Here is a 13770-nt window from a genome sequence, read left to right as displayed (position 1 = left end):
TTTAGCCACCTCAACTCACACTATAATTAAAAAGTAGGTGTAGATATGAGAAGGTGGTTTTCCTTGTGTGCAATGGTATGTGTTGTCATGACCTTTTCGATTGTAGATGTTGCAGCAGAAAATTATGGATGGGGATATAAAAAAAGCCGAGATGAGCAATCTCCTGATACGGGAGCATATGGTGAAATGGTTCGTAAATATGGTGGGTATTACATGGACCCAACAGAAGAGAAAGTCGTTTATTTAACATTTGATAACGGTTATGAGCAAGGTTATACAGAGAAGGTTTTAAATGTATTAAAACAGAAAGACGTGCCGGCAACTTTTTTTGTGACTGGCCATTATGTAAATAGTGCTCCTGATTTAGTAGAGAGAATGGTCGATGAAGGGCATATTGTCGGGAATCATTCGTGGAGTCATCCAGATTTCTCAACAATGAATAAATCTGAAATAGCGCAAGAATTAACGAAAGTAGAACAAGCAGTAGCTAATATTACTGAACAAGATTCAATGAAATATTTACGACCACCACGTGGGACATTTAGTGAGCGTAGTCTAGCGATTACAGAGGAACTAGGATATATGACGATGTTCTGGTCTGTGGCATTCGTCGACTGGCATACTAACAAACAAAAAGGCTGGGAATATGCGTATCAAAGTGTAATGAATCAAATCCATCCAGGTGCTATCATTTTATTGCATACCGTTTCTGAGGATAACGCTAGCGCATTGGAATATATGATTGATGCATTACGTAAGCAAGGATATACGTTGAAAAGTTTAGACGATTTAGTTTTAAAGCAAATGTTACCTTCCCCTATGCAATTAGGATTGTAATACGAAATAAGCCAATCCCTATGAAGAGATTGGCTTATTTTTGTAGTACATATGCTTTTGTTGTAAGTGGAATCTCCATCCTTTTCTGTGCCATTAGTGGATGAAGATGCGCGTGCAATTTTTGTTCTAAATCAATTGTAAATGATTCTGGAAAATCGTTTATGGAATGAAGAACATAGTCAATCCAATCAGTTAAATTGCATTGGAATAAGTACGAAAGGGTCCATTGATCTTTTAACTGAAAACCAGATTTTCTCCATTCTGTTTTCCAATGATAATTGTTGCTTTTATTCTCATAAGCTTGGGAGGCCATATCGAATTGTTTAAGGAGATGATTAGTTGTCGATATGATAGGCGAATCGACAGCTGGACTATACGTTTGACACAGTAATAAATGACCACCTGGTTTTAAAACGCGATCGACTTCACTTAACACTTTATTACGATGAAAGTACTTCCATTGATTGCAAGTCAAAGCAATGTCAAAGCTTTCTTTCTCAAAAGGGAGATACTCTGCATTTCCTTTGATTATATGTGCTTCAGGGTTGCGCTGCTTGGCAAACGTGATGTCTTTGGCGGAATGATGAATACTTGTGATGTGAGCGAGGCGTCCCTGAAATGCTTTCGTTATAATGCCTCTACCACATTCTAATTCCAAACAACTTGAGGAAGACAAAGTAATGCCGCTTTGTGCTAATTGCTCAAACATTGCAGTAGGAAATGGATAATATTCCACTGTTTCATTATGCGTATTTAGCTTAAAATGTAACGAACTCACGATACCACTCCTTTACCCGTAACCGGACTATTTGGTTATACTATTTATAAAAATTATAACACATTAGAGGAAATAGCATTTCTAAAAAGTATATAAGAAATATAAAAAAATAATGCATACTATTGCTTGTTTTTTTGAAAATATCGCTTAACAATAAGTACATATAACATATTGAAGAAATAGGTGTTTAAATGGGAGGAGTTCTGATGTGGAAATATGAAGTAGCTGGTATTAGTATGTATGATTTTGATTATGCACTAGCTCGTTACCGGATGGATCCGCTTTCGAAGCTAAGTCAAGAAGAGCGATGGATAGATGTCCCTGTACGGTTAAAAAATGAGAAATATGTTGTACGAGTACAGGCGATAGGGAGTACTAAAGAACCTAAATTTTGTCTTTCTTCAAAGTCTACTAAGCAGCGTGAAGCTTTAATTGAGCATATAGAACAGTTGTTTCAATGGCAATGTGATCTGCGAGCAATAGATGCACACTTTCAAGCAACGAATTTGAGTGCTTTATTTCAAACTTATCCAGGTAGTCCGATTGTAAGGGATTTTCATTTATATGATAGTTTGATGAAAATTATTATTCATCAACAGCTAAATATGAAATTTGCTTACATATTAAGTACTAGGTTTGTACAGCAATATGGCAGTAACATACAAGGGGTTTGGTTTTATCCGACACCTGATGAGGTCGCCACTATACCGTATGAAGCGTTAAGAGAATTACAATTTAGTCAGCGTAAGGCTGAATACATTATTGATACGTCTCGATTAATTGCAGAAGGAAAACTGAACTTAGAAAGACTTAGTCAGCAACAAGATGAAGAAATAATGAAAGAAATGAAGCAAATTCGTGGTATTGGCTCTTGGACAGTTGAGAATTGGCTTATGTTCGGTTTAGGAAGAGAGAACCATTTACCTAAAGCGGACATCGGTATTCAAAATGCATTGAAACGATATTTCCATAAAGAGAAGAAGCCATCCCATGAAGAGATTGAACAACTTTGCAAAGGATGGGAGCCTTATCAGAGCTATGCTTCTTTAACGTTATGGAGAAGTATGGAGGGGTAAATCTTTTATTTTGTCATAAGATGCAGCTTCTTTCATACAGTTATATAGAGTGTTCCTATTTAGGCTTGTTCCTTGAAAGAAAGGGAGAAGTCTTGCTTTTATTCTATCATCCAAACACTTGTATAACGATAAAAGGAGCGTATCATATGAAAGTATTATTTGTGGCTACAGAAAGTATCCCATTCGTCAAAACAGGAGGATTAGCAGATGTAATCGGATCGTTACCAGTAGCTTTACAGCAAGAAGGGGTAGATGTACGTGTTATTATACCGAAGCATAAATCAATTGAGCAGCACTACCAAAACCAAATGACGTTAAAGCAAATTATTAGCGTTCCAATCAGTGGAAAAGAACGTTTTTGTAGCATTGAAGAAATAAACGTTGATGGCGTACATTATTATTTTGTCGAGAATGATTACTATTTTTGCCGAGATGAAGTGTATGGGGATGCTTATCAGAGGGATGAAGCGGAGCGGTTTGCTTATTTCAGCAAAGCGGTGTTAGAAAGTCTACCTGTCTTAGAGTATCAACCAGATATTATCCATTGTCATGATTGGCAGACAGCGTTAATTCCGTTATTTTTGAGGACACATTATGCTTGTGACCCCTTTTATATGGATGTGAAAACGATGTTTACGATTCATAGCATGCAGTATCAAGGTATTTTTCCGAAAGATGTGCTCACGGAAGTACTTGATTTAGATTGGAGTTATTTCACGAGTGATCAGTTGGAATTCTATGGTCACGTGAATTATATGAAGGCTGGTCTATTGTATGCGGACCGAATAACTACCGTGAGTGACAGTTATGCGAAGGCAATCCAAACGACACAGTGTGGGTGCGGATTGGAGGGAATTGTGCAGCAAAGAGCTCGCGACATAGTTGGTATTCCATGTGGAGTAAGTCGGCAAATGTATCATCCAAATGAAGATATGTACTTATACACGAGAAGGGGCGTATATGATTGGAAGGCGGATAATAAACGATTTATTCAGCAAACATTGTCGTTACCAATAAGAGAAGTTCCAATGCTTGTGACTACTTCTAGATTAGTCGAGCATAAAGGAATGGATGTCTTGCTTTCTATAATGGGTGAATTATTAGAAGAGGATATTCAGTTCGTTGTGTTAGGTATGGGGGAAGAACGTTATGAACAAGCGCTCCAATCATGGGCAACTCGTTATCCAGATAAGTTATCCGTTCAACTTACTTTTAGTGAATCCTTAGCTCGTCAACTTTACGCTGCTTGTGATTTATTCCTTATGCCTTCGTTAAGTGAACCACGTGGATTAAGTGCTATGATTGCTATGTCGTATGAAGCGGTACCTGTTACAAGAGAAACTGGGGCACTGAAGGATATTGTCCATTCTTTTGACGAAGAAAGCGGGGAAGGGAATGGGTTTACTTTTCGGAAAGACCATGAGCTAATAGAGGAAATTAAACGAGGGTTATATAGTTATCAAGACCCGTTTATTTGGTGGCTCATTCAACAAAATATAAAGAAATCTTCCTTTGATTGGAAACAAGCATCTTTCCGATATAAAGCCTTATACGATCAAGTGAAGCGTTTCTCTCAAGTAGTATCTATTTAAAGGAAAGGAGGGCCTGTTATATAGCAGGCTCTTTTTTATGCTACCTCATAGATTTGACATTTAATCAGAATTTTCTTTCAAATTTATGAGGGGGTTGATAAAATAGAAATAGATATAGCTATTTTATCCATTTCATAAAGGAGAGATAACGATGAATAAAGAAGAACTTATTGCTCCAAGGCAGTATAATGTCGTACAGGAAGTTGAACGTTATGCAAAAGATCCGGATCATATAGCTCTGAAATGGCAAGATGACATGGGAAATCTTCGTGAGATTACATACAATCGGTTGCTCAAAAATGCGAACAGAATTGGGAACGTATTCAAGGAGAAAGGATTGCAAAAAGGGGATAAAGTGCTTATTATGCTTCCGAGAATAATGGAAGCGTATGAAGTGTACTTAGCTGCTTTAAAAGCTGGATTAGTCGTCATACCTAGTTCAGAATTACTGAAGACAAAGGATTTACAATATAGAATTAATCATGGAGAAGTCAAAGCAGTTGTCAGTTATTATCCTTATGTAGACCGTTTCAAAGAAGTAAATAATATGGATCAAATTCAGTCCTTTGTAGTTGGATATGGTGCAGAAGGTTGGTTATTTTTAGATTATTTAATGGGCGAACAACCGGATGAAATGGATGTAGCAAACACAGAACGTGATGATATGGCTTTTATTTCTTATACATCAGGTACAACCGGAAATCCTAAAGGCGTTGTACACACACATGGTTGGGGGTTTGCCCACTTGCAAACAGCCGCTAAAAATTGGTTAGCAATTGAAGAACGAGATATAGTGTGGGCAACTGCTGGACCAGGATGGCAGAAATGGATTTGGAGCCCGTTTTTATCTGTGCTAGGTTCAGGTGCTACCGGTTTTGTATATCAAGGGAAATTTAATGCGAAGAAATATTTAACACTATTAGAAAAGCACGGCGTCAATGTATTGTGCTGTACGCCAACAGAATATCGCTTAATGGCAAAAGAGCAAGGTTTAGAACAATACGATTTATCGAAGCTGCATAGTGCAGTATCAGCTGGAGAACCACTGAACCGAGAAGTAATTGATACATTTAAACAATATTTTAATCTAACGGTACGCGATGGATATGGTCAGACAGAGAACACATTGCTAGTCGGCATATTGAAAGGAATGGATGTCAAACCAGGGTCTATGGGAAAACCAACACCAGGCAATCGAGTAGAAATTATTGATGAGGAAGGATCTCCAGTTGAAGTAGGTGAAGTCGGCGATATAGCCGTTCACGTCGATACACCAGCCCTTTTTAAACACTATTACAAAGACCCAGAACGAACCCAAATGGCATATCGTGGCGACTACTACGTGACCGGCGACCAAGCACATAAAGATAATGATGGCTACTTCTGGTTTGAAGGACGTAGTGATGACATTATTATTAGTTCAGGTTACACTATTGGCCCATTTGAAGTTGAAGATGCACTCGTCAAACACCCATCTGTACAAGAATGTGCGGTCGTTTCTAGTCCAGATGAAATTCGCGGTAATATTGTAAAAGCATTTATCGTACTACAACCAAACGTCGATGCGGATGACCCGAAACTAATACCAACATTACAAAATCACGTAAAAGAACTAACCGCCCCATATAAATATCCAAGAAAAATAGAGTTTCTAGAAGAATTACCAAAAACGATATCCGGTAAGATCCGTAGAATAGAACTTCGCAATAAAGAAAAACAATCCACATAAGAGATGTGAAAAAAAAGACGGTTAAAGCCGTCTTTTTTCTTGAATCATAGCATAAATATGATGATCCACGTAACGATCGTACAGTCTTTCCGCTTGTTGAATGGTTCCTTCTTTCGTGAATCCAATTCGTTTTGGAATGGCTTCACTTTTAGCATTTTCCGTAGCACACCGAATTTCCACACGATTAAGATTAAGTGTTTCTAAAGCATAATTTGTTAAAGCCTGTGCAGCTTCCGTAATAATTCCTTTCCCCTGAAACGATTCTCCTAACCAATAGCCGATACTTGTTTTCCGGTTATTGTAATCTATATAATGCAGACCAATAACACCAGCTAATTGACCTTCATACCAAATACCAGCATCAAATCCATCGCTATTTCCAAACTTATTCAACGTACTTTCAATAAAAGCTGTAGTATGCGTTATGTTCGCTGTGCTATCTACCCAAGGGAGCCACGTTCTCAAGTGAGAGCGGTTGTGATCAATTAAGTTAAAAACCGCCTCAGCATCTCTTAATTGTAGCAATCTTAAGGAAGTAGATTCATTTATCGTATAGGTAAACATCAAACCCCTCCATTTCGTATAATTAGAAATATTCTAACAAAAATAAAAGAGAGTTGAAAGTACGGATTTTTGCGCTTATGAGTAAGGATTGGCGTCTGTTTAAAAGTAGATTAAACGAAATTCAAAAAGCACACGTACCAATGTTGGCGCGTGTGCTCTCATATTAGCCTGTTTTTGTCTCTTTTTTCTTTGATTTCTTCTGTTGTAGGTAAGTGTCGATGTTAATAGTTTTTGGTTCATATTGGTTGGATGCTTTAATATCTTCATTGGAGGCTTTGATAAACGACCAAGCTAGCATAACCATAATGAAAATGAGAGGAAAACCGCCAATAATACTTGCTGTTTGTAAAGTGCCTAATCCGCCTAAGTACATAAGGGTTAACGGTAATATACAAAGAGCAAATGCCCAGAATAAGCGGTTCCAACGTAGTGGTTCGTTTTCAACTTTCTTTTGTACAACAGATGCTAGTATATAGGAACTGGAGTCAAACGTTGTTGCTAAGAATATAATGGCTAATACAGTAAAGATCGCAATCATGATAGGTGCTAAAGGAAGTTGGGAGATGACACTTATGATTGCTGCAGGTGCGCCTTGTGCTTCCATGACACCAATGACATCAAATGCTCCAGTTAATTGCATATACATACCGTAGTTGCCGATGATACCGAAGAATAGAATAGAACCTAAAGAACCATATAGAATTGTCCCTAAAATCATTTGCCGAATCGTGCGTCCTCTGGAAATTCTAGCGATAAATAGTCCGACGAATGGTGCATATACGAGCCACCATGCCCAGTAGAAAATCGTCCATGATTCTGGGAAGCTAGTATTCTTGAAGGAATCTATTTCAGCGAAAGGTTCTGTCCATGTACTCATATGAAAGAAGTTATCTAACATTAAGCCGATACTATTCGTAGTTGTTTCCGCAATAAATCGAGTAGGTCCAAAGATGAAAATGAATCCAAGCAAGAAAAAGGCTAGCCATAGATTAACATCACTTAGAAAACGGATGCCCCGTTTAAGACCAGTATATGCGCTTATGGCAAAGATAACGGTACAAACGACAAGGATAAGTGTTTGTAAGCCGATGGTTACTTCTAGTCCTGTTAAGCTTGATATCCCTTCAGCAATCATTGGAGCACCTAAAGCGAGCGTTGTCCCTGCTCCGCCCATTAGCCCGAACATAAAGAGAATATCAATGATTGTACCTAGAGGACCGTCAGCAAGTTTACCAATGACAGGTCGACAAGCTTCACTAATTTTGAGCACAGGTTTTTTTCTTACGTAATAGAAATAGGCAATAGGAATGGCTGGAAGTGTGTAAATAGCCCAAGCAATTGGTCCCCAATGAAACATTCCGTATGTGCTTGCCCATTGAATAGCTTCCTGAGTTCCAGGTTCAATTCCAAACGGTGGAGATTGATAGTAGAATGCCCATTCAATCGTACCCCAATATAGAATACTAGATCCAATTCCAGCACAGAACAACATAGCTGCCCAGGAAAAAGTGCTGAATTCCTTTTTCTCTCCTCTGTCCCCTAACTGAATATGCCCATTTTTACTGAAGGCAACAAAAAGTAGGAAGATAAAAATAGCGATTCCCATAATCATATATAATACGCCGAAATTTTGAGTGAGAGCATCTTTAGCAGTTACGACGATAGCTTCCCCTTGTTCCGGAAACAAAATAAGTGGAATGGTTACGGCAAGTAGTAAGAAAAAGGCGCCGATAAACGTAGGCCAATCGATTAATTTCGATTTCATCTAATCGTCCTTTCTAATTTGTTCTGTACATAGTATATAGGAATATGTTTACTTTGTACAGAAATAAATGTACAAACTTTTTATTTAATTATAAAAGGTGAAACTGTTATTTTTTGAGGTTGAGGTAAAATTGCGCACGAAAAAACCATTGACCGATTTAGTCAATGGTTTCTGTTGCCGTTTTTATACCCATGTCGTTACTTCGTTAACTGGTAATCGTGGTGTCTTCGCTGGTGTCCATGCTTCTTTACCAATGGAGATTAACATTATTGGTTCGTAACGGTCTGATATGTGAAATTCCTCTTTTAATTGATCTGCTGAGAATCCACCCATAGCTAATGTATCGTATCCGCGCGCCTCTGCAGCAAGCATTACTTGCATGCTAATTAGACCTGCGTTGATAAGTCCATTGTCGCGAGCGGCCGCTTTATTTTCATAAATACGGTTAATGGTTGCCGCTGTTTTATCTTTCATTTCCGCTGTCATTACACCTTGTTCCACGAGAGCATCAAATGCTGCGTCAATGTTGCGATTAGCTTCTTTATCAGCAAGAATAGCAACAGTTGCTGCCGCATCCGTTACTTTGTTTTGGCCGTAAGCAATAGGAAGCAGTTTTTGTTTGGCTTCATCATTGTGAAATACAACGAAATGCCAATGTTGTAAATTGAAAGAAGATGGTGCAGTGATGGAATCTTCAAGAATGGCGTTTAATTCTTCTTTTGTAATCGTACAAGAGGGATCGAATTCTTTCGTACCGTTCCGTTTGTGCATGGTTTCAAGCATCATTTTATCCATTAAGTGTTCCTCCCAAGAATGTAATAATCATTGATAAATTCGAAAGTAGTATATCCGATTCGCTGTTATTTAGCAAATAGCTGATTTGTCTGAAATTATGGAAATTTAGATAAATTAAACTTACTAATCGTCATGCTATTTGGTATGATAGTCACAACACGATATAAACGGAGGGGTATGAAATGTCAAATGATGTACAATTAGAAAAATATGCGGAATTAGTGTTACGCAAAGGAGTTAATTTACAACAAAATCAAACATTAATGGTCAACGCGCCTGTTGATGGAGCTTCTTTTGTTCGAATTGTTGTAAGGAGGGCATATGAATTAGGTGCTAAAGATGTACATATTAATTGGACGGATGATACGTTACAACGCCTTTGGTTTGAGCATGCAACAGATGATGTGATTGCTTCTGTACCTCAATGGAGGGTGGATATGCTAAATGCTTTTGCAGAAGAAGGAGCAGCAGTATTATCGATTCGTGGAACAAACCCTGATTTATTAAAAGGAATTGATTCAGCGAAAATTGCTGCGGCCAATAAAGCAGCAGGCGAGGCGATGAAAAACTTTCGCGAGTACACCATGAATGATAAAGTTACGTGGTCTGTTGTCGCCATTCCAAATACAGAATGGGCGCAAAAGGTATTTCCTGATCTATCTGAACAAGAAGCGGTGCAAAAGCTATGGGAGAACATCTTTACGATAACGCGTATTGATCATAACGACCCGATACAGTCTTGGGACGAGCATAACGCTAGGTTAGGTAAAGCAAGAGATTATTTGAATGAGAAGCAGTTTACGAAGCTAGTTTATCACGCGCCAGGTACGGATCTGGAAATAGCTTTACCAGCGGGACATATATGGAAAGGTGGAACTTCACAAACACCAAAAGGGATTTCGTTTAACGCTAATATTCCTACAGAGGAAGTATTTACGTTGCCGGATAAATACGGTGTTAATGGAACAGTATCTAGTACAAAACCTCTTAGTTATGGCGGCAACTTAATCGATAATTTTTCGCTTACTTTTAAAGACGGTAAAGTAGTAGAATGCTCAGCAGAACAAGGATATGAAACGCTAGAAACGCTATTAAACATGGATGAAGGGGCACGTCGCTTAGGAGAAGTCGCCATCGTACCTCATCAATCACCAATTTCACAAAGTGGTATTATTTTCTTCAATACGCTCTATGATGAAAATGCATCATGTCACTTAGCGCTAGGCAAAGCCTATCCTAGTAGTGTGAAAGGCGGGGCGGATATGAACGAAGAAGACTTAGATGCAAATGGTGTAAATAATAGCATTGTTCACGTTGATTTCATGATGGGGTCAGGTGAATTAGATATTGATGGTGTAACACCAAACGGAGAACGAGAAGCGATATTCCGGAATGGTAACTGGGCTATTTCTTTTGAATGAAAGTACTTGGTGAATATGCCAAATCATTAACTTATTATAATGAACTGACAGATGATTTCACGAAAGAGTGCCACCAGGCAGAAAAAATAAGAGTACTGGTAAGCAAGACTTATGATTTTTTGACCGCATTATCTTTTTCACTACTTGAGAAGAAAATTGCGTATATTGAAGGAATAATAGATAAAAACACCAAAACTGTAAGATGGCAGGATTCCCTAATTGCTATTGCGACCAATGACTTTGCGATTGCTCCCAAGCAGCTCCATGGTATATTAAAACGAAAGCGGTGGTTGAACCAGCTTTCTGCTTTGTATGTTAATCAAAAAAATCCAAGTCATGGGAGAAATCTTCGTGACTTGGATTCTTCTTATACTTAAGTATTTTTATTAGTGAATTGCTTTCCGACTGTTAATGCAAGCCCTATCAAGAAGTGTATTATTCCATTACCCACTATGACGACACCTATAAAAGCGGCCATTAGACCTCCGCCTCGGCCTGAATCACCAGCTATCAGAATTCCACCGACAGCAAAGCAGATCACAACGCCAAGTATTGCTAATAAAATACCAGAAGACCAGAGGGGGAACATATTAGTGGAACTAAAAAAAGATGACTCCTATTCAATATAGGAATCATCTAATTGCTTAATTTCTTTTTTCATTGTGTCCTTGGCATAGGTGCCAGTTTAATAGGTCCAATTTTTTAAAAGTGTCTACTAGTCGGGGCTCAGTTCAGAGCGCTCCATTGGTGAACTTTTTTGGCATATTGTTATGCATTCACCCAGAAGTAAACGATAAATAACACAAATAGCACATACATGAGTGGGTGGATGTCTTTTCCGCGTTTGCTAGCGATCATTGTAATCGGATATAGAATAAATCCTAAAGCGATTCCGGTTGCAACACTAAATGTTAATGGCATCATAATAATAGTAATAAAGGATGGAATAGCAAGTTCAATTTGATCCCAGTTAACTTGTTTCACCTCGGTTGCCATCATAGCGCCGACAATAATTAAAGCAGGTGCTGTCACACTAGCAGGTATAATTTCTAATAAAGGGGAGAAGAACAATGCTAAGGCAAACATACCGCTCAATATAACAGATGTGAATCCCGTTCGACCACCTGCACCAATTCCAGCTGATGATTCGACCATGGATGCAGTAGTAGATGTTCCTAGTAAGGCTCCAACTGTAGAAGCAGCACTATCTGATAACAGAGCTCGTCCGGCATTAGGTACTTCGTTATCTTTCATTAACCCGGCTTGAGACGCAATAGCGATTAATGTACCAGCAGTATCGAAAAAGGCAACAAATAAAAATGTGAAAATGACTGGTATAACTTCAGGTGATAAAGCTTGCAATAAGTTCTCCGGCTGAATCGCCACAAATAAAGTCGGCTCTATGCTAGGCACACTGCCAACGATTTGTTCGGGTTTATTAATAATGCCAACAAACATGCCCGTAATTGTAGCCAAAATAATGCCGTAAAAAATAGCTCCACGCCAGCCGTAGACAAGCATAATAATCGTAATAATAAAAGCGAATAAGGCAAGCAGCGTACTTGGTGCTGTAAGATCACCTAATGAAACAAATGTTGCTTCACTTCCTACAACGATTCCTGCATTCTTAAGGCCGATAAAAGCGATAAAAAAGCCAATCCCACCAGCTACGGCATGCTTTAAATCCTGTGGTATAGCGTTAATAATTTTTTCGCGAATTTTTAATAAGCTTAAAATCATAAACAAGATAGCGGCGATCAATACGCCTGTTAATGCAACTTCCCAATCAACGCCCAATGATTGAACAACTCCATAAGTGAAAAAGGCATTCAAGCCCATACTTGGGGCAATTCCAATCGGATAATTGGCTGATATTCCAATCATTAATGTACCAAATATAATTGTTAAAGCTGTTGCTGTAAATACAGCCCCTTTGTCCATTCCAGCTTCCCCAAGTACAATCGGGTTTACAACGAGAATATAGGCTAAGGCAAGAAATGTGGTCAGCCCAGCGATTGTTTCTTGTTTGAAGTTGGTATCTCTTTCTTTAAACTGAAAGAATTGTGCAATACGTTCCATCATGAATAGCCTCCTTTACGCATTCTGTTTATACAAAAAAGCCTCGAATAAGGCAGTCCTTACCGAGGGTAAACGTCTATCAAGGGATTGTTTATTGTATAAATAAACGTAATCCCTTGTAGTTAAGCTATTTACGGTAGCTTTGTAGAAACGCTTGAGCCATATTCTCAAACTTATACAAGGAATGCTGTGAGTGTAGTGTGTTGTTAGGTAGAAGTAACATTATGTATAAATGCTACCTAGATACTTTAGCAATGAGTAAAGAGGTAGTCAATACTATTTTAAAAAGAGATTTAAAGCAGAATATTCAGTATTGGGTTCGTGTTACATAATTTGCGTCAGAACAAACATACTAACTATTGAAGTTTATCTATGAGGAGGAAGCGTAATGAACCAACAACAAAATCAACAACCACAAGGAATGCCACAACAAATGATACACGGTGGCCACGAAATGTTTGATCTACATGAGATGTTAGCTGGTATTATCAATGTGTTAGATCAATACATGATGTTTAGACAATACGTACAAGATCAAAAGCTATGTGATATACTAGATCGTCAATATCAATTTATTGAACAACAGTATAATACGACAGTGGATGCTTTCTCGACAGGAAGTGACCCTGCTGTTCCAACACAACGTTATCAAATGAACCAAAGTAATGAAGTGGTATATGGAATCAAGCCTTCACAACCGAAGAAACCGAATCGTTCTTTAGCAGATATTAAAGATCAAGGTATATCAGGTCATATGCTCGGATTAATTAAATCAACGGCGTCCCTATTATCCATGACTGCTGTGGAAGCTACGAATCCTGTTGTACGGCGCGTGCTAGCAGATAGCGTCCCGAACTATATTGAGATGGCTTATGAAATTTTCCTTTATCAAAACAAGAATGGGTATTACCAAGTACCACAACTTGCGCAGCAAGATATGACAGCGATGTTAAATGGTTTTACGAAAGCACAAGGTCCTGCCCAAATGCCGCAAAATAAAATGCAACATTAATGATTGGTGTAAAAGCTAAGTGATGATAGAAGAGAGTATGAACAAAGAAGAAAGTGAAACTTAATCCATAAATTGGAGAGGTTTCGCTTTTTGTTTCGCATAAAAAGTCTTACTTTTTGTAA

At 38.3% G+C, this 13770-nt stretch carries 12 protein-coding genes and 1 riboswitch; of the genes, 7 read left to right on the top strand and 5 right to left on the bottom strand.

Going from position 1 to position 13770, the window contains the following annotated elements:
• The first annotated feature begins 45 nt into the window (after nucleotides 1–45).
• The gene (gene pdaA, locus N784_RS03765) at nucleotides 46–837 is read left to right on the top strand and encodes a delta-lactam-biosynthetic de-N-acetylase (RefSeq protein WP_036832478.1); all 792 of its coding nucleotides are present in this window, start codon (nucleotides 46–48) and stop codon (nucleotides 835–837) included.
• Nucleotides 838–871: 34 nt separating this feature from the next.
• Here pdaA and N784_RS03760 read toward each other — a convergent pair whose 3' ends face one another.
• The gene (locus N784_RS03760) at nucleotides 872–1615 is read right to left on the bottom strand and encodes a class I SAM-dependent methyltransferase (RefSeq protein WP_036832475.1); all 744 of its coding nucleotides are present in this window, start codon (nucleotides 1613–1615) and stop codon (nucleotides 872–874) included.
• A 206-nt stretch (nucleotides 1616–1821) separates the two neighbouring features.
• Between N784_RS03760 and N784_RS03755 the strand changes: the two genes are divergently transcribed.
• The 3 genes from N784_RS03755 to mbcS all read left to right on the top strand — a co-directional run bounded on the left by N784_RS03755 (nucleotide 1822) and on the right by mbcS (nucleotide 6012).
• Nucleotides 1822–2691 carry a DNA-3-methyladenine glycosylase family protein gene (locus tag N784_RS03755; protein ID WP_036832473.1) on the top strand — a complete coding sequence of 290 codons (870 nt, stop codon included), beginning with the start codon at nucleotides 1822–1824 and terminating at the stop codon, nucleotides 2689–2691.
• Between the two features lie 146 nt (nucleotides 2692–2837).
• The gene (locus tag N784_RS03750) at nucleotides 2838–4283 is read left to right on the top strand and encodes a glycogen synthase (protein WP_036832470.1); all 1446 of its coding nucleotides are present in this window, start codon (nucleotides 2838–2840) and stop codon (nucleotides 4281–4283) included.
• Nucleotides 4284–4434: 151 nt separating this feature from the next.
• Complete coding sequence (gene mbcS / locus N784_RS03745) at nucleotides 4435–6012, top strand: acyl-CoA synthetase MbcS (protein WP_036832468.1); 1578 nt, start codon at nucleotides 4435–4437, stop codon at nucleotides 6010–6012.
• Nucleotides 6013–6033: 21 nt separating this feature from the next.
• Here mbcS and N784_RS03740 read toward each other — a convergent pair whose 3' ends face one another.
• The 3 genes from N784_RS03740 to N784_RS03730 form a co-directional block, all read right to left on the bottom strand.
• Complete coding sequence (locus tag N784_RS03740; RefSeq protein ID WP_036832465.1) at nucleotides 6034–6576, bottom strand: GNAT family N-acetyltransferase; 543 nt, start codon at nucleotides 6574–6576, stop codon at nucleotides 6034–6036.
• Between the two features lie 163 nt (nucleotides 6577–6739).
• Nucleotides 6740–8341, bottom strand: coding sequence for a BCCT family transporter (locus N784_RS03735; RefSeq protein WP_036832463.1), 1602 nt, complete (start codon nucleotides 8339–8341; stop codon nucleotides 6740–6742).
• A 183-nt stretch (nucleotides 8342–8524) separates the two neighbouring features.
• On the bottom strand, nucleotides 8525–9136 hold the full coding sequence (locus N784_RS03730; RefSeq protein WP_036832461.1) for a nitroreductase family protein: 612 nt from the start codon (nucleotides 9134–9136) through the stop codon (nucleotides 8525–8527).
• Nucleotides 9137–9318: 182 nt separating this feature from the next.
• On the opposite strand from N784_RS03730, the gene N784_RS03725 reads away from it, so the two are divergent.
• On the top strand, nucleotides 9319–10557 hold the full coding sequence (locus N784_RS03725; RefSeq protein WP_036832459.1) for an aminopeptidase: 1239 nt from the start codon (nucleotides 9319–9321) through the stop codon (nucleotides 10555–10557).
• On the top strand, nucleotides 10554–10934 hold the full coding sequence (locus tag N784_RS03720; protein WP_036832457.1) for a hypothetical protein: 381 nt from the start codon (nucleotides 10554–10556) through the stop codon (nucleotides 10932–10934). The genes N784_RS03725 and N784_RS03720 overlap by 4 nt, the downstream gene beginning before the upstream one ends.
• Nucleotides 10935–11325: 391 nt before the next feature.
• On the opposite strand, the gene N784_RS03710 is transcribed toward N784_RS03720, so the two are convergent.
• Nucleotides 11326–12627, bottom strand: a complete 1302-nt coding sequence (locus tag N784_RS03710; RefSeq protein ID WP_036832741.1) for an NCS2 family permease — start codon at nucleotides 12625–12627, stop codon at nucleotides 11326–11328.
• A 108-nt stretch (nucleotides 12628–12735) separates the two neighbouring features.
• Nucleotides 12736–12837: riboswitch (purine riboswitch) on the bottom strand.
• Nucleotides 12838–13024: 187 nt separating this feature from the next.
• Here N784_RS03710 and N784_RS03705 point away from each other — a divergent pair.
• The gene (locus N784_RS03705) at nucleotides 13025–13648 is read left to right on the top strand and encodes a spore coat protein (RefSeq protein WP_036832454.1); all 624 of its coding nucleotides are present in this window, start codon (nucleotides 13025–13027) and stop codon (nucleotides 13646–13648) included.
• Nucleotides 13649–13770 lie beyond the last annotated feature (122 nt).

The sequence above is a fragment of the Pontibacillus litoralis JSM 072002 genome, from assembly GCF_000775615.1.
GTDB classification, from domain to species: Bacteria; Bacillota; Bacilli; order Bacillales; family BH030062; genus Pontibacillus; species Pontibacillus litoralis.
Note: the sequence above shows the minus strand (reverse complement) of the source record. Positions and strands in the feature narration are given on the sequence as shown.

Excerpts from the sequence above, each read along its gene's own strand:
- N784_RS03735 (WP_036832463.1), bottom strand. The coding sequence starts at position 8,341 with ATGAAATCGAAATTAATCGATTGGCCTACGTTTATCGGCGCCTTTTTC.
- N784_RS03730 (WP_036832461.1), bottom strand. The coding sequence starts at position 9,136 with ATGGATAAAATGATGCTTGAAACCATGCACAAACGGAACGGTACGAAA.
- N784_RS03725 (WP_036832459.1), top strand. The coding sequence starts at position 9,319 with ATGTCAAATGATGTACAATTAGAAAAATATGCGGAATTAGTGTTACGC.
- N784_RS03755 (WP_036832473.1), top strand. The coding sequence starts at position 1,822 with ATGTGGAAATATGAAGTAGCTGGTATTAGTATGTATGATTTTGATTAT.
- N784_RS03720 (WP_036832457.1), top strand. The coding sequence starts at position 10,554 with ATGAAAGTACTTGGTGAATATGCCAAATCATTAACTTATTATAATGAA.
- N784_RS03740 (WP_036832465.1), bottom strand. The coding sequence starts at position 6,576 with ATGTTTACCTATACGATAAATGAATCTACTTCCTTAAGATTGCTACAA.
- N784_RS03750 (WP_036832470.1), top strand. The coding sequence starts at position 2,838 with ATGAAAGTATTATTTGTGGCTACAGAAAGTATCCCATTCGTCAAAACA.
- mbcS (WP_036832468.1), top strand. The coding sequence starts at position 4,435 with ATGAATAAAGAAGAACTTATTGCTCCAAGGCAGTATAATGTCGTACAG.
- N784_RS03705 (WP_036832454.1), top strand. The coding sequence starts at position 13,025 with ATGAACCAACAACAAAATCAACAACCACAAGGAATGCCACAACAAATG.
- pdaA (WP_036832478.1), top strand. The coding sequence starts at position 46 with ATGAGAAGGTGGTTTTCCTTGTGTGCAATGGTATGTGTTGTCATGACC.